The sequence below is a fragment of the Rothia sp. HMSC058E10 genome, from assembly GCF_001809415.1.
In the GTDB taxonomy this organism is placed as follows: Bacteria; Actinomycetota; Actinomycetes; order Actinomycetales; family Micrococcaceae; genus Rothia; species Rothia dentocariosa.
This window is the reverse complement of the sequence record NZ_KV797619.1, coordinates 71746-88274: the sequence shown is the minus strand read 5'-3', so window position 1 is coordinate 88274 and position 16529 is coordinate 71746. Positions and strand designations below refer to the sequence as shown.

The following is a 16529-nucleotide window of genomic DNA, read 5'->3' as shown; positions in this document are numbered from 1 at the left end:
CTTTTCTCGGTGGTCTGTTCCCCTGCTTGTGCCCGTTATAAGTGGAACACTGTGTGCAGGAAATTCTTGGTATGCCGTTCGCAATTAGCGGGCATTTTGTGGGTGAGTTGTATGTGTATTAGTGATGTGCCGTCTCTTCCCGCACCCATTTTTCGGGGCTATCGACCGCATCCGGCGAGATCTCGCGAAGCTTCTCAAGTGCGATTTTTTTCTGATCGGCATAGCGAGTGCGAAATCCGGTCTGCACGCGGTGGCCGTCAAGAGTCCAACCGATCACGATAAGTCCGTCACGTTCTACAACCTTGCCGATCATTCCCCGCCCGGTGGTAATGACCGCAAGTTTCTTCGCGGGAATCCACAGGTCTTTAGCCCCGTTGCGGGTGAAGATAATGCCGTCCGAGTAGATCAGGAGCGTGGATTTTGTTTTGAACCCTAGCTGGTCGAACCCCACACGGTTCAGTTCATCACCGAACATCGTAGTGCTCACATACTCCCCCTCAAACGCCGCCTCGGCTTTAAGCCCGTCGTAGCGTTCGGGAACGTCTTTGAGCGAACCGAACATCGTGGACTGCCGCTTGAGACGGGATTTCCAGCCGCGCCAAATACCGAAGAAGCACAGCGCCACCACGGCAACGCAGATAAGGGTGGGAATCAGCTTTTCCACGGTTCTTCTTTCTCCTCGGTTTATTGCAGCGGTTTTACCCCTGTATTAGGAACGATCAAGCCTGCCGGTGAGGGCTCGCGAGCTCGCCATTCAAAACGGTCGGATGCCCCGCGTAAAAAGTTGCGCGCACAGCACCGGGAACCTCCATCCCACGATAAGGGTTGTTCTTGCCCTTCGTGGCCTGCTCCTCAGGCTTAATAACACGGGTAGCCTTCGGATCAACCAACACGATATTTGCTGGTTCACCTTCGGCAAGCGGACGGCCCTGCTCAGCATCCAGGCTGCCAATTTTCGCCGGAGTTTCGCTCATAATCCGTGCGACATCAGCCCAGGTAATATGCCCCGGCTCCACAAGGGTCATCTGAATAATCGAGAGTGCTTGCTCAAGACCGGTCATGCCGTTTGCAGCACACGCCCATTCACATTCTTTGCTTTCTGCCGGATGCGGTGCATGGTCGGTACCAATAACGTCAATAATGCCGTCGGCAACAGCTTGGCGCAGAGCAAGCACATCCTCTTCGGTGCGTAAAGGTGGGTTCACCTTAAAAATCGGGTCGTAGGTGCGCGCCTTTTCATCGGTCAGAATCAGGTGATGCGGGGTGACTTCGGCGGTTACCTGCACGCCGCGAGACTTAGCCCAGCGCACAACCTCTACCGAGCCTTTAGTCGAGAGGTGGCAAATATGCAGACGCGAATTCAAATGCTCAGCCAGTAGAACGTCGCGGGCGATAATAGCTTCTTCCGCGACAGCGGGCCAGCCGGTAAGCCCCAGGTCGGCGGAAACTTTGCCTTCGTTCATCTGAGCGTCCTCAGTGAGGCGGGGCTCCTGCGCATGCTGGGCGATCACGCCGTCGAAAGTCTTTACATATTCAAGGGCACGGCGCATAATCGCCGGATCGTAGACGCACATGCCGTCATCCGAGAACACTCGAACCTTCGCATCAGAGGTCGCCATAGAACCAATGTCCGAGAGGAATTCGCCTTTCAGCCCAACTGTCACCGAGCCGATGGGCTGCACTCGGCACCAACCGGACTCTTTGCCCAGACGGTTAACCTGTTCAACTACGGCTGCAGTATCTGCAACGGGAAGCGAGTTCGCCATCGCAAAAACAGCCGTGTAGCCGCCTAAAGCCGCCGCGCGAGTACCGGTCTCTACGGTTTCAGAAGCCTCATATCCGGGCTGGCGCAGGTGAGTATGAATATCGACCAGGCCCGGAAGAGCAATCTGACCAGAGGCATCAACGACCTGAGCGTCTGCGGCTTCTATATCTTGACCGATACGCGCAATTTTTCCATCCTCAATCAGGATATCGGCAACGCGCTCACCCAGCAGGGAGGCGCCTTTAATAAGGTACGTGCTCATGTGTATTCCTTCTTTCGGATAGCATTAGGATTCGTCGTCGGAGTATAGTTTCTCGCTTGACCCGTCAGTCAAGAGCAGGTACAGCACCGCCATGCGAACCGCCACGCCGTTACTAACCTGGCGCAGCACCCAGGCGTTCTGAGAATCGGCGGCTTCGGCGCACAGCTCCAGCCCTCGGTTCATGGGACCGGGATGCAGAATTGCGATTTCTTGAGGCTGCGCCAGCAGATTCTCGAAACGTTCTTTGGTGAGTCCCCACAGGGTGGTATATTCCTCTGCTGAGGGAAAGTAAGCGGCGTTCATACGCTCTTTTTGAATGCGCAGCATCATAACCGCGTTAGGTTTTGTAGCGATTGCGTCATCGAAATCGTGGAAAACCTCAAGTCCCCAATCCTGCTTCCAACGCTCAGTATGCACAGGCAAAAGCGTAGGCGGAGCCACAAAAGCGACATCGGCCCCCAGATTTTTTAGCAACCACAGATTCGACCGCGCCACGCGAGAGTGCAGAATATCCCCCACGATCAGCACACGCATGCCGTTTAAATCGGTTCCTCGCGGTGATTCCAGACCATCACGCTGAGCCTTAAACTGGCGCAGCGAAACCGCATCCAAAAGAGCCTGCGTTGGATGCGCATGCGTGCCGTCCCCCGCATTTAGCACAGGAATATCGGTCCACCCGGCCTCGGCAAGACGCTGCGGAGCACCCGAAGCCGAATGACGAATCACGAAGGCATCCGCACTAATCGCTTTGAGAGTCTGAGCAGTGTCTTTGAGGGATTCTCCCTTAGAAACCGATGAACCACGCGCAGCAAAATTGGTGATATCGGCGCCCAGACGTTTCTCTGCGGATTCGAAGGACAGTCTGGTACGCGTTGAGTCTTCAAAGAAAAGGTTGACTACAGTCTTGCCGGCAAGCACATTGAGCTTCCGGTTTGCTGCCTTAACCTGTGCCATATAGTCAGCAACGTCGAGTATTTCAATGGCCTGAGTTCGTGTGAGATCGCGAGTGTCAAGCAGATGTTTCATGAAAGCTGTCCTTCCAGCTGAATGATATCAACGCGGTCTGTGGCGTTATCCGTTTCTTCGAGTACCACACGAACCTTCTCTAAGGCACTGGTCGGAAGGTTTTTCCCCACGTGGTCGGCGCGAATTGGGAGTTGCCGGTGCCCGCGATCAACTAACACGGCAAGACGCACCAGAGCCGGACGTCCGTATTCGTTAAGGGCGTCCAAGGCGGCCCGAACAGTGCGGCCGGAGTACAGAACATCATCGACGAGAACCACATTTTTGCCGTCGAGACCGCCCACCGGGATCAAGGACTCCCCCGCGCTGCGGTTTTCATATTCCTCATCGGTGAGGTCATCGCGATACGAGGTAATATCGAGAGCGCCCAGGCCATTTTTGAGATCAAAATTTGAGTCATTCGTCTGGATGCGCTGTGCCAGACGCTGTGCCAACGGGTATCCACGAGACCGAATACCTAAAAGCACCAGGTTATCGGTTCCCTTATTAGACTCAAGAATTTCAAAAGCAATACGTGTAAGAGCGCGACGGATCTCATCGTCGCTAAGGATAGTGTGCCCTTCATTGGGCGTTTTTATTGGCGCGCCTATGGGATGCGCACCAGGCTCATAGGGTACAGATGTCCCCGACACAGCCGACTCCTTCCCCGCCTCACGGGACGGATTTAAAGGTCTCTTGCTTTTACCAAGACTACCATACGTACCACGCAGTTCAGGGGTATGTGTTCCTGAAGTTTTAATTTTTTTCGGAGTCAAAATCCTCTACATATCATGCAATAAACGCTCATGTTCCCTGAACAAAGACTCATAAAACGTCGAGAGTCCATTATGCTAGTAAAAGCATCACCGATAGTACAACCACACCGAGGACTGCATCATGGAAGATCTCTTTGAGGGCCTGGTAAGAATTATCTTTGGGATTCTTGCAGCCCCTATCGTTTTCGTGGCGCACCGCTACTTTAAGCGCCGCAACCGAATGCGCACCCGGCAGCTTATGGAGCTTGGCTTTGCTTCTTCCACTCAGGTGATTCGGCATACTCTTGGAGAGACTCAACGCAACTCATACTTCTCGGTTATTGGTGCAGTCCTCTTTGGACTATGTACCCTCATCATGGCATGGATTTGGATAGCTTCCTCTTTTGACACTATCGCTACTGTCCTACTGAGCGTCGTTGCTCTATGCGCTCTTATCTTCATCTGGTACTACCGCCGATCCTACGTTGAGTTCAGGCTATACGAGTTTATGAGATCCCGGCTTGGCGAGGGCGTTATCACTCTTGACTATGCTGATATTGATGCCTATACATTTACCTACAATAAGTTTGAAACCGCTCTTAAAATCACCACGGTATCCGGCATATCATTTGAGCTCGATCCCGCTATTCAAGACTGCCGTTACCTCTGTGCCATGATCGCTATGCGTATGCGTTCTAATCGTTGGCCCGATCCGTCCTCAGACCGTGATATGAGCGTTGTGCTTCATATGATGCGTACACAACACTGGCTCAAGTTCCTACTGCACGTACGTGAAGGGTCTAACCTTGCTGCTAATAATCTCGCTTCTACCCAGCATCGCAATACTCGGTACACCCATGAGGGCAGCGAACTTTTTGAAGAGGCTAAACGCCAGCTCGGGTTCTATGCATAACCCGGCTTGATCCATATGAATGTATACTAAAAGCCGCCTCAAACCCCTAAAAAGCAGGGGTTTGAGGCGGCTTTATAACTGAGCCGTTTAAGCAAGCAGAGTCGGTTTTACCTGGCGCAGCTTATCCAAAAGACCGTTAACAAATTTCGGTGAATCGTTTGTAGAGAGCACACGCGCCAAACCGGTTGCCTCCGAGATAGCAACCGCATCTGGAACATCATCATTATAGAGAAGTTCCCACGCGCCGATCCGCAAAATTACGCGGTCGACAGCTGGCATACGCTCAAACGACCAGTCACGCGCATAGGTCTCAAGGTATTCTCGAATCTCGTCATCATGTTCACGTACGCCGCGCACGATCTCTTCAGCATAAGCCGAGATCTGAGCGGCAGTATGCAGACGGCGTCGCTTCAGCACATCAATAATGTCTTCTTGACGCTGATCGGCTTCAAAAAGTACCTCGACGGCACGTAAGCGGGCTTTGGTACGAGAGTTCATTAGTCGTTAACACGGCCCAGGTAATCGCCGGTACGGGTATCAACCTTCACCTTGGTACCTGTCTCCAGGAATAGTGGAACCTGAATTTCATAGCCGGTCTCAAGAGTTGCAGGCTTATTGCCACCAGTGGAACGGTCACCCTGCAGGCCAGGCTCGGTGTAGGTAATTTCAAGAACAACAGAGGCAGGAAGCTCAACATATAGCGGAGTACCCTCATAGAGGGCTACAGTCGCGGTCTGCGACTCCAGCATGTAGTTAGCAGCATCGCCCACCACAGCTGCAGGAACATTAATCTGATCATAGGTCTTCAGATCCATGAAGACGTAGTCTTCGCCGTCCTGGTAGAGATACTGATAGTCGGAACGATCAACAGTAGCAGTCTCAATCTTAGCGCCAGCATTGAAAGTGCGGTCGACAACCTTACCGGAGGTTACGTTACGCAACTTGGTACGCACAAACGCACCACCCTTACCGGGCTTTACATGCTGGAACTCAACAACGGACCACAGACCGCCATCAATCTTGAGGATTGCACCGTTTTTAATATCAGTGGTAGATGCCATGCGGCTCTCCTTCGTATTGTCGACGCTTACACACAACACGATGTGTGTTGCCGCAGGCGCTAAGTTATCAATGAGCAAATAATGTCGCCCTTTAGTTTACACTATGGCACCGCTACTATGACATATCTAAGTAAAATTCCCATCACGTTCCGCATGTTTGACTGCCTAGACATGGGTACCCCCCTGTAAAAGCACCTAAATTGCAGTTAGTTATTCGGCGATTTCTTGGTATGTCATATACAGGATGGAGTCATCGGGAACCTCATAAACACGCGGTTTACCCAGTTCTTCCAAAACGATAAAACGCAAAAGCGAGCCGCGCGCTTTTTTATCCCGGCGCATAGTTTCGAGAAGCTCTTTCCAGCGATCCCCCCGGTATCCCACTGGAAGATTCAAAGATTTGAGAATGGCACGGGTGCGATCAACAATTGTTTCATTAAGATACCCAGCGGCAAGCGCGAGCTCGGCCGCATACACCATCCCCACCGCAACGGCTGCGCCGTGGCGCCACTGGTATCGCTCGGCACGTTCGATAGCGTGCCCTAAGGTATGCCCGTAATTGAGAATTTCGCGGCGACCGGATTCGCGCAGGTCTTCAGAAACAACCTTCGCTTTCACCCGAACGGCACGCTCAATCAGGTTACGCGCTATCGACGACTGAGAATCTCGAATCTTTTCTGGGTTAGCCTCAATAATGTCAAGAATCTGTGGGTCAGCAATGAACCCACATTTTACGACCTCCGCCATACCTGTTAAAAGCTCATGCTCCGGCAAGGTACGCAGCGTACCAATCTCGCAGAGCACTGCAGAAGGTGGCCAAAATGCTCCCACAAGATTCTTTCCCTCGGCGGTGTTAATACCTGTTTTTCCTCCCACAGCGGCATCGACCATGCCAAGAAGAGTGGTCGGAATGTGAATCACACGTACCCCACGCAGCCAGGTTGCCGCCACAAAACCGGCAACATCAGTAATGGCTCCGCCGCCCACTGAAATAATTGCATCCGTGCGTGTAAAGTCGTTCTGACCTAAAACCTGCCAGCAAAATGCGGCCACTTGATGGTGCTTAGCTTCTTCAGCATCAGGGATTTCAGCGCTAAAAGACTCGTAGCCAACTTTACGCAGGTCTTCCATAACAAGCTCGCCGGTAGCCCGTAGGGCGCGCGGGTGGATCACCAAGATTTTATGCGCTGTGTTGCCTAGAATATCGGGGATTTTCTTAAGCAAATTATGCCCCACCAGAACATCGTAGTTCTCGCGTGGTGAGCTGCCTGTGACGGGTATATAGGTAATGTCTTCCTCACCGGAAGCTCCGAAAGTTGGAGCTACAGAGGTTTCGGACTCAGCGGCGTGATGTGACTGTTCAATCATGAGAGTGTTCCTTTCGGAAAGCAAGAACGAAGTTCTGAATTTCGGCGGTCATAACGCTAATATTTTTTTCTCCACGCGCATCCAAAGTATGCTGTGCAAGTTCCTCATACCGATGCTGCCTATGCTCAAAAATCTCAGACCAGCGCTCTACCGGGTTAGGCTCTAGAAGCGGGCGGGTTTTATTGCCTGTAATGCGCGGCTCAACCGTATCCACATCGACCAGAATGTAAACCACGCATTCGTCACGCAAAAGGTCAGCAACCGCATCAGTCATAGGGGCACCGCCACCCAGCGAAAAAACTGTGTTGCGATAGGTTGGCGAGGTCAGCACATCTTCAATAGTCTTGCGTTCAAGTTCCCGAAAATAGGCTTCACCAAAGATTTCAAAAATCTCGGATACCTCACCATAACGTTCCACAATCAGCTGGTCGGCGTCAAGAAACTCATAGCCGTAAAACCGTGCAAAATGGGTGCCAATATAGGTTTTTCCCGCCGCCATAGGACCGATGAGAACTACCGGACGGGCACGTTCGGCAAATTCTTCCTGAAGCTCACGTACCTGCTGCGGATGTATGCGAAGGGTATTTTCCTCGCTTTTCTCCTTAGAGATGCTTTCGCGCTTTGATTCTAAACTAGCAGTGCTATGCCTCAAATGTGCAGCCTGTGCCATACGCGCTGTAATCGCGGCAAAACTTGCGGATTCATGTGGCTGTTCAGACACAGGTGCCCGTTCCAAGTCATCATTTTTACGTGAAGCCTGTTCCGCAACGATGCGCGGGCGTGCGAAGATTGCGGGCGTCGGTATAGTGTCTGATTGCTGACCGCGTGCTGCCTTGTTCGTCTCCAATACTTCAGACTCTTCAGGAACTTGAGGACTCCCCTGTCCGTCCTGCGGTTTATGAGATTCTACAGTAAAGCCCGCCAATTTTTCACGAAAAACGCTTGAAGCGAGAGGAGCGGGTGTATCCGAATCAGATGAAGCATATACCCGTACCTTCGACGTAGCGCGAGGGGCAGCTTTCCCAAATTTCCCAAAAACCGTGAGTGGGCTGGGAACAGCCGCTTTGCGAGCAGAATGAAGTTCTTGAGTGTGTGAGCCTACCTCATGCTGTTCAGCCGTATTCTCCTCAGGTTCCGAAAGCTTTGACTGCGGGCGCGATGCATTCCCCTCTCGGGCACGGCGCGCTGCTTCCGCTATGCGAGAGAAAGGGTTCGTCTCCGACGATGCGCGCCCGGAAGGCACTGGATCCTCAGCAGCCACAGTCTAGGAATCCCATCCCGCAACATTAGATGCCCAAGCCAGAGATTCGGGAATCTCTGCCAGATAAGAGTCCATATTTCGACGTGTCTCGCCGATGGAATCGCCACCAAATTTCTCCAGTGCTGCCTGTGCGAGTACAAGGGCGACCATAGCCTCCGCCACCACACCGGCGGCTGGTACAGCACACACATCAGATCGCTGATGATGCGCCTTCGCGGGTTCCCCGGTTGAAGTATCAATAGTTTTGAGTGCCTTGGGAACGGTAGCGATAGGCTTCATAGCGGCACGAACACGCACAAGATCGCCTATACTCATACCGCCTTCAATGCCGCCGGCTCGGTTCGTATCACGAGTCACGCCATGTTCACCGACCGAAATCTCATCGTGTGCGACGGTACCAGGGCGGTCGGCGGTCGCAAAGCCATCACCAACTTCGACACCCTTAATAGCTTGAATCCCCATCAGCGCTGCGGCAAGGCGAGCATCCAGACGACGATCCCAATGCACATATGAACCGAGTCCTGGGGGCATACCATAAGCCAAAACCTCGACGATACCGCCGAGTGTTTCTCCATCTTTGTGCGCCTCATCAACCCGGGCGACCATAGCATCTGAAGTAGCTTTATCGAAGCACCGAAGAGGATCAGCGTCAAGAGCAGCAACATCACGGGGAGCAGGCACTGACACTCCATTGGGCGCGTGTACGCCGCCCACTGCAACAGTATGCGATACAAGCTCAACACCGAGTGCTTTTAAAACCTGAGCGGCGACCACGCCTAGAGCTACCCGAGTCGCAGTTTCACGTGCCGATGCGCGCTCAAGAACAGGACGAGCCTCCGCAAAGTTGTATTTCTGCATACCCGTAAAATCCGCGTGACCGGGGCGCGGGCGTGTCAGGGCAGCATTGCGGGCACGCCCTTCAATAAGTGCGGGATCTACCGGATCTGAGCTCATGACATCAACCCATTTAGGCCATTCAGTATTCGCGATTTCAAGTGCTACGGGACCACCCTGCGTCAGGCCGTGCCGCACCCCGCCCAGAATACGCACTTTATCTTCTTCAAACTTCATACGAGCGCCGCGACCGTACCCTAGACGGCGGCGAGCCAGCGCATCACGCACCATCTCGCTGGTAAGCTTCACGCCGGCGGGGACTCCTTCGATAATACCGACCAGCGCTTCACCGTGAGACTCCCCCGCGGTCAGCCAACGTAGCTCCATATATTTCCTCATCTCCGTTTTGCCGTCTTGAGAGTTCCGGCACCGTCAAAGTTTGAATCTGTATATAAATTCTAACGTCTCTTTTAACACACAATGTCAGGAAGCTGTTCACGCGGAGCAAGATTTACAGCGGCACACATCGCATTGAGCACATCAAGCTCGTGCGGGAGATGCTGATCTATAGCATGCCCTGTAAAAACGCGCACCTGGTCGAGAGCCTGATAGAGAAGCATTTCAAGGCCTGATACGACGCACCCGCCGCACCGCTCCCAAATCTGCGCTAGCTGAGACGGCCACGGATCATAAGCTACATCCAGTAGAACAGCGTACGGGTAGACCTTGTGTATGTTTTCAGTAAAATCATCTGCAGCATGAGCGGGGAGAGTCGAGATCACCGGGTAATACGCGGCGCAGTCTTCCGGAAACCGGGTAAGAGGCTCTGCCTGGACCTCAAGACTCAGACGTTTTGCTGCGTCATATATGGCAGAGAGCTTATGCAGTGAGCGCGCGTACACCGTCACACGAGTGTACCCCAAACGGTGTAAGGCGGCTAGAGCAGAAATAGCGGTTGCGCCGCCGCCCAGGATAGCCGGTTGTGTCGTTGTTTGGTGAGTTTCAAACCCAGCATGTAGAAGTGCATTGACGATGCCGCCGACATCTGTATTATGACCACGCGGCAACGGCACTTCAGTATCTTCTGTCTTTCTCCAGAAAACGGTGTTAACCGCCCCAGTCACCTGGGCCAAAGCGGTTGTTGAGTGCAGATACCGAATAATATCGGTCTTGAGCGGCATCGTGACCGAAAACCCGCAGATTGCTTCTCCGGCCTCTGCCTCGTCCATGAGGGCCGGAAGATCCGCGGAGAGTGTGTCACGACGGGCATACGCAATGTTCTCTTTGAGTACCTGGTACGCAGCGGTATGTAAAACTGGCGAGAGCGAATGCGCTATAGGATGTCCCAGCACATAGGCTCGTCGTGCTGCCGCTGCTTCAGTCATGGTATTCCCCTCCCACACGATGCCATTTAGGTTGTCCGTCACTTTACGCACATAAGGCGGAACGGATGCTCCTTCCAGTTTAGTGGAAGGAGCATCCGTTCCGTCTTACGAAGAACCGTACAGAACCTACAAATACGGTGCCTCAGTACTGACCATGCAGTATCTTACTTACAGCGACCCGAGTGTTCCTCACACCACTGGTTGTACTCGTCAACGTACTTCTGGTGTTCCTTATAGGTGCGCGAGTACTTCGTCTCACCCGTGTCAAGGTCAACTGTTACCCAGTAGTAGTACGGGTTGTTCTCGGGATTTGCTACCGCTTTGATTGAGGATAACCCTGGCGATGCAATCGGGCCTGCCGGCAACCCTGTATTTGCATAGGTGTTGTACTTATTATTTTTATCTGCCTTTTGCTCTTCCGTGAGGTGATATGAACGTACGCCCAAGCCATAGGTCACGGTAGCATCGGACTGAATCAAACCGTTAGTCTCCCCCTTGGGGTTATTGAGGCGGTTATTGATAATGCCCGCAACGGCCACATAGTCCTTAGGCTGTGCTTCAAGCTCCACGATAGAAGCCTTAGTCAGGACCTCAAAGGTTCGTTGGTCTCCGCTAACTCCTGCTTCCTGCAAATCAGCCTTTGTTCGCGAAACCATAGCCTCAATAATTTTCTTGGCGTCGGTCCCTTCCTTCGGAATTCGGTATTCGCCCGGGTGCAGCCAGCCTTCCATAGAGGGGAAGTTCTTCGGGATACCGTATTCTTCGGGGTGAGACATAGCAGCTTCAATATCGCGACGACTTATCTTGCCTTCGGTAGCTTTAGCGATAATATCGACCGTCTCGTTCATACGCTTACCCTGCTGAACCGCGATATAGAAAATATTATTATCGCTATCTACCAGGTTCTTCACGACCGAAGAGCTGCTCATTTGCTTCTGCAACTCATAGGTACCAGCTTTAAGAGTTTTACCGTTAGCCTCTTTCTGGTACACGTCAATAAACTTGCCGGGATCGGCAATAATGTCTTTTTCTTTGAGCGCCTGCGCAATCTGCGCGGTACTCTCACCCTGCTCAATCGTGAAGCTTACCGGCTCGCCATTTCCCGACCCCGAATAGTCACGATTTTTGAAGGGGTTAATGTCGTAACGCTGCACGAAGACCACCCCAAGCACAATAAGTACCACGGCAAAGACGCTCAAAGCTGTTGCCATGATGGTGTGGCGGCGACGCTTACGTGCGCGTAGCTCCCTAGCGGTTACCACCTCATCCTCAAGGGTGATACCGCGAATGCCGGCCTGGCTTTCGGCGAGTGTCGGACTGAGAAGCTCGCTTAAGCTACTCTCTCGCGTCCGCTGTTTTGTAGGTTCTTCGGTCACTGAAGGTTCTCCGTTTCGTTGACGGGGCCGTCTATAGTCTCTTGCAGATGGGAATCTTCGCGAGGTGATTCATGCACCAGATATCCAGCGACAGCTTGCCCAGCTTTAAGAGCATCCAGACTGTACTGCAATATGTTAACAGCAGCAACCTGGTCAACCATAGTCTTGAAATTTCGGCTGGATACACCAGCCTCGTGGAGGGAACGATGCGCGCTCACTGTGGTGAGACGTTCATCGACCAGCCAAATGTTGATGTGTGTATTTCCTTCTGCATCCAATTCGGAGCGCAAAGCGTGGGCGTAATCCCGTGCCATGCGGGTGGAGTCCGACTCTCCTCCCCGCATGGTTTTGGGAAGCCCCACAAAGATCTCTTTCACGTCGTTAACCTCCACAAGTTTGCGGAGAACTCGACGGTCCGAGTTCTTCTTGCTGTCACGACGGAGTGTCTTGAGCGGAGTCGCCAAAATGCCGTCTGGGTCGCTCAATGACGTGCCAACGCGGGCATTACCCACGTCAACACCCATCCGTACTCCTCGTTGAAATTCAGTCAAGTTATGCCTGCGCTATCGCGTTGCGGATAGCATCCAGTGCTTCTGAAACCTTCGAAGCATCCTGTCCGCCACCCTGTGCAACATCGTCCTTGCCGCCGCCACCGCCGCCGAGTATACCTGCTGCGAGTCGCACCAAGGCACCGGCTTTAATGCCAGCTTCACGGGCACCTTCATTTGTGGCGACAAGAATAACCGGGCGACCATTGGCCACGCCAGTCACCGCCACAACGGCAGCTTCAGAGCCGAAGCGTGAACGTAAATCTAACGCTAGCGAACGAACACCGTTGGCGTCCAGCTCTCCCGCATGATGTGTAAGAACTCGTACGCTGCCGATGGTTTGCGCGTTTTCTAAAAGCTTACCAGCCTCAGCCTGAAGCTTCTCGCGGCGCAGCTTTTCAAGTTCTTTCTCAGCTGACTTTAGTTTCGCCAACGTCTGGTTTATTTTCTCGGGTAGTTCAGCCGAGGACTGCACTTTCATCATGCCGGTCAGCTGATTGACTAGGGTACGCTCAGCGGCAAGATGCTCGAAAGAATTCATACCGACCAGTGCCTCAACGCGGCGGTTACCCGAGCCCACAGACTGTTCAGTGAGCAGAGTCAGAGAACCAATTTCAGATGAAGTTCCTACGTGGGTGCCGCCACAAAGCTCACGCGAGAACTCTCCACCGATTTCGACCATACGCACGATGTTGCCATACTTCTCGCCGAAGAGGCTCATAGCGCCTAGGGCTTTAGCCTCGGCAAGAGGCATCTCACGCGCAATAACTTCGTGATTATCCCGGATAGCGAGGTTTGCTACCTCTTCGACTTCACGCTTAGCGGAGTCAGATAGGCTCTCACCCCATGCGAAGTCAAAACGCAGGTAGCCTTCCTTATTGAAGGAACCACGCTGAGTTGCTTCATTACCCAATACCTGGTGCAAAGCCGCATGAACAATATGGGTACCCGAATGGGCTTTTTCACCATCTCGACGACGCTGCACATCAACCTGCGCCACAACCTCAGCGCCCGGATGCGCTTCACCTTCACGAACAACGGCGCGGTGAACGCTCAAACCCTTGACGGGCTGCTGCACGTCCTGAACATCGATCACGAAACCGTTTCCAGTAATCACGCCGGTATCAGCTGCCTGTCCGCCGCCCTCCGCATAGAACGGGGTTTCGTCCAAAACAACCTCGATCTTATCGCCCGCTTTAGCTACGGGAACGGAAACCCCATCCTTCAGCAAAGCACGAAGATGAGTTTCGGTACGAAGTTCGGTGTACCCGGTAAAGATAGAACCACGTTCATCCACGAGCTTACGAAGCTCAGAGAGGTCTGCGAAAGAACCTTTTTTAGCCTTAGCATCAGCCTGAGCACGGTGACGCTGCTCAGCCATCAGTTCGCGGAACGCCTTCTCATCAACCTTTACGCCTGCTTCAGCAGCCATTTCAAGGGTCAGGTCGATTGGGAATCCGTAGGTATCGTGCAGTGCGAATGCTTCTGCCCCAGAAACAGAGTTTGACCCGTCTTTCTTAGCCGTAGCAACGGCTTCTTCCAAACGCTCAGTGCCGGTTTCAATCGTATGCAAAAATGCCTTTTCCTCGGCATAAGCGATGCGGGAAATACGCTCGAAATCATCCGCCACGTAGGGGAAAGCACCAGCCATCGCATCGCGAGAAGCGGGGAATAGAATAGGCAGGCACGGTTCAGTAACGCCCAGCAGACGCATCGCACGAATAGCGCGGCGCATCAGGCGGCGTAGAATATAGCCGCGTCCTTCGTTGGAGGGAGTCACACCATCGGCAATCAGCATGAGAGAAGAGCGAATATGGTCCGCGACCACACGCATGCGCACATCGTCTTCATACCCCGGATCTTCGGGAGATTCAGAGCCGTGGTATTTTTTCCCGGAGAGCTTCGAAGCGGCGTCAAGTACCGGGCGCACCTGATCGGTTTCGTAGAAGTTTTCAACACCCTGCAGAAGCATCGCCAAACGCTCAACGCCTAAACCGGTATCAATATTCTTCTTGGGCAATTCACCCAGAATCTCGAAATCTTCCTTACCGATCCCTTCACCACGCTGATACTGCATAAACACAAGGTTCCAGATCTCAATATAGCGATCGTCGTCTACCGCCGGACCGCCTTCTTTGCCGTATGCAGGTCCGCGGTCATAGAAAATTTCGGAATCGGGGCCTGCAGGACCAGGCTGACCTGTAGACCAGTAGTTTTCCTTCATACCCATGCGTTGGATACGTTCTTCGGGGAATCCTACGGTTTTAGTCCATACGTCGAAGGCTTCGTTGTCTCCTTCGTAAATGGTCACCCACAGACGTTCCGGGTCCAACCCGTAACCGCCTTCATCCTGACTAGCGGTGAGTAGTTCATAGGCGAAAGGAATAGCTTGCTCTTTGAAATAATCGCCAAATGAGAAGTTACCCGCCATCTGGAAAAAGGTACCATGACGGGCGGTCTTACCTACCTCTTCAATATCTAGGGTACGAATACACTTCTGAACGCTTGTTGCACGCGAGAACGGAGGAGTCTCTCGTCCAAGAAAATAAGGGATAAATGGCACCATACCCGCAATGGTAAACATGGCACCGGGTTCGTTTGAGATGAGTGATGCAGAAGGCACCACGGTATGTCCGCGCTTCTCGAAAAATTCGATCCAACGCTTAGAAATTTCCTGTGAGAGCATCGCTTTCCTTAGACAATTCTGTGTGAAATTCTACGAAATCTATCAAGTTCGTCATGCCGTCATTACGGCTACGTTACAGTACCGGCTAGTTAAAGAAATCTTCACCCAGCTCTCGGTCACGTTGGATGCGGGCGGAGCGAAGTTCCTCCTCTGTAGCGGCAATCCGCGATTCCACGTCGAGCAGTTCCCGCTCGGCAGCAGCCCGATTTGTGGAAGCAATTTCTTGCTCACTCATCTGACGGTCCCAGGTATCTATAGAACCAGGACGTATATCCTGTTTCTGTCGCTCAACTTTAGCATGAAGTTCAGCTTCTTTTTCCTGCATGCCTTCACGAACACGCGCAGCAAATTCGACAGCTTTAAGCGCATAGGGTTGAAGAGGCTTACCAACGGGTGAATCGAAAAACTTTCCCACCTGTGACTCCGGGTTAAGAGCGAGTGTACCCTGTTGGTACTGAACAAGAGCGCCTGTTTTCTTTTCGGGCGATGCGCTGACACGTTTTGACGCGAAATAGCCTACCGCCGCGCCCGCTCCCACAAGAAGAACTGACCGAAATAAACCCAATTACTGTTTACCTCCCTGTGAAGTACCAGCTGCACGATCGTCGTCACCAGGCTTCTTACCGCGGAATGCCTGACGGACACCGTATGAGAACGAAGCAACTTTAATAAGGGGCTGCCCCACAGTTGAGGTCACCAAAGAAGACAGGGCAGAAACATTCGCGGAAGCATCGGATACGTTAGAGGTGATACCGTCTACCTTCTCAAGCTGCTCATTCGTGGTAACGACTGTTTTAGTAACTTCGTCGATCAAAGGTGATGTGCTCTGGTTGAGCGAACGAATGGTCACGATAAGTTCATCGAAAACTTTAGTCAGGCGAATAATAGGTAAAGCAAGTAACGCCACAAGAATTGCGAAAACACCAGCAGCTATCAGACCTGCAATGTCTCCACCACTCATCACGACCTCTTTCCTATATCAACCAGTAAAACACAGTGAGCGCCCGCGAGAAACAAGTTTTGAAGCGAGCACACAGAAAAACCGTACCCACGGCTTACTCCATCATAAATGAAAAACCTTGTGCATGCCCATTTTGAACGCCGCTTGTCGTCAAAATATACAGCTCTACCAGGGGTTTTATAAAAAATTTACACTTACTGCGGTATCTCGTTACAGTTCAGATTCCACGTTTATTACCCTCATCAAACTCTATAAGACATGCATAAGATGCAACATCAAGGAATAATCCTCAGGTTTAGTCATACACCACCGACCTGAATTTTGGGTTCCGAAGCAAGTAAACACCTTCAAT

Annotated in this window: 16 protein-coding genes; 1 reads left to right on the top strand and 15 read right to left on the bottom strand. The window is 52.4% G+C overall.

From position 1 onward, the window contains the following. Positions 1–118 precede the first annotated feature (118 nt). The 4 genes from HMPREF2609_RS03350 to pyrR are packed head-to-tail and all read right to left on the bottom strand — an operon-like array spanning position 119 to position 3682. Positions 119–664, bottom strand: a complete 546-nt coding sequence (locus tag HMPREF2609_RS03350) for a PH-like domain-containing protein (protein ID WP_048754025.1) — start codon at positions 662–664, stop codon at positions 119–121. Between the two features lie 55 nt (positions 665–719). Further along, a complete protein-coding gene (locus HMPREF2609_RS03345) occupies positions 720–2027 on the bottom strand; it encodes a dihydroorotase (protein ID WP_048754024.1) in 1308 nt (435 codons plus the stop codon). Positions 2028–2051: 24 nt separating this feature from the next. Next, a complete protein-coding gene (locus HMPREF2609_RS03340) occupies positions 2052–3053 on the bottom strand; it encodes an aspartate carbamoyltransferase catalytic subunit (protein ID WP_070535046.1) in 1002 nt (333 codons plus the stop codon). Then, on the bottom strand, positions 3050–3682 hold the full coding sequence (gene pyrR, locus HMPREF2609_RS03335; protein ID WP_004004726.1) for a bifunctional pyr operon transcriptional regulator/uracil phosphoribosyltransferase PyrR: 633 nt from the start codon (positions 3680–3682) through the stop codon (positions 3050–3052). Before pyrR ends, HMPREF2609_RS03340 begins: the two co-directional genes overlap by 4 nt. Before the next feature lie 244 nt (positions 3683–3926). Here pyrR and HMPREF2609_RS03330 point away from each other — a divergent pair, with 244 nt between their 5' ends. Next, positions 3927–4697: a hypothetical protein gene (locus HMPREF2609_RS03330; protein ID WP_048752107.1), complete on the top strand. Its 771-nt coding sequence runs from the start codon at positions 3927–3929 to the stop codon at positions 4695–4697. A gap of 87 nt (positions 4698–4784) precedes the next feature. On the opposite strand, the gene nusB is transcribed toward HMPREF2609_RS03330, so the two are convergent. From nusB to HMPREF2609_RS03275, 11 genes are all read right to left on the bottom strand, one after another. Continuing rightward, positions 4785–5195: a transcription antitermination factor NusB gene (nusB, locus tag HMPREF2609_RS03325; RefSeq protein WP_004004728.1), complete on the bottom strand. Its 411-nt coding sequence runs from the start codon at positions 5193–5195 to the stop codon at positions 4785–4787. Next, positions 5195–5758: an elongation factor P gene (gene efp / locus HMPREF2609_RS03320; protein WP_004004729.1), complete on the bottom strand. Its 564-nt coding sequence runs from the start codon at positions 5756–5758 to the stop codon at positions 5195–5197. The genes nusB and efp overlap by 1 nt, the downstream gene beginning before the upstream one ends. A 210-nt stretch (positions 5759–5968) precedes the next feature. Then, positions 5969–7126 (bottom strand): 3-dehydroquinate synthase, encoded by a 1158-nt coding sequence (aroB, locus tag HMPREF2609_RS03315; RefSeq protein WP_070535044.1) that lies wholly within the window; start codon positions 7124–7126, stop codon positions 5969–5971. Continuing rightward, entirely contained in the window at positions 7119–8387 is a 1269-nt protein-coding gene (locus HMPREF2609_RS03310; protein WP_246825554.1) for a shikimate kinase, read from the bottom strand. Before HMPREF2609_RS03310 ends, aroB begins: the two co-directional genes overlap by 8 nt. Before the next feature lie 3 nt (positions 8388–8390). Continuing rightward, positions 8391–9608: a chorismate synthase gene (gene aroC / locus HMPREF2609_RS03305; RefSeq protein ID WP_070535042.1), complete on the bottom strand. Its 1218-nt coding sequence runs from the start codon at positions 9606–9608 to the stop codon at positions 8391–8393. 83 nt (positions 9609–9691) lie between these two features. Next, positions 9692–10606: a shikimate dehydrogenase family protein gene (locus tag HMPREF2609_RS03300; protein ID WP_070535207.1), complete on the bottom strand. Its 915-nt coding sequence runs from the start codon at positions 10604–10606 to the stop codon at positions 9692–9694. A gap of 164 nt (positions 10607–10770) precedes the next feature. Next, the gene (gene mltG, locus HMPREF2609_RS03295) at positions 10771–11982 is read right to left on the bottom strand and encodes an endolytic transglycosylase MltG (RefSeq protein ID WP_004004734.1); all 1212 of its coding nucleotides are present in this window, start codon (positions 11980–11982) and stop codon (positions 10771–10773) included. Further along, complete coding sequence (gene ruvX, locus HMPREF2609_RS03290; protein WP_013399125.1) at positions 11979–12506, bottom strand: Holliday junction resolvase RuvX; 528 nt, start codon at positions 12504–12506, stop codon at positions 11979–11981. The genes mltG and ruvX overlap by 4 nt, the downstream gene beginning before the upstream one ends. Positions 12507–12534: 28 nt before the next feature. Continuing rightward, positions 12535–15216 (bottom strand): alanine--tRNA ligase, encoded by a 2682-nt coding sequence (alaS, locus tag HMPREF2609_RS03285; protein ID WP_070535040.1) that lies wholly within the window; start codon positions 15214–15216, stop codon positions 12535–12537. 85 nt (positions 15217–15301) lie between these two features. Next, entirely contained in the window at positions 15302–15781 is a 480-nt protein-coding gene (locus HMPREF2609_RS03280; RefSeq protein WP_048752096.1) for a hypothetical protein, read from the bottom strand. Continuing rightward, positions 15782–16177, bottom strand: a complete 396-nt coding sequence (locus HMPREF2609_RS03275; protein WP_048754018.1) for a DUF948 domain-containing protein — start codon at positions 16175–16177, stop codon at positions 15782–15784. Between the last annotated feature and the right edge of the window lie 352 nt (positions 16178–16529).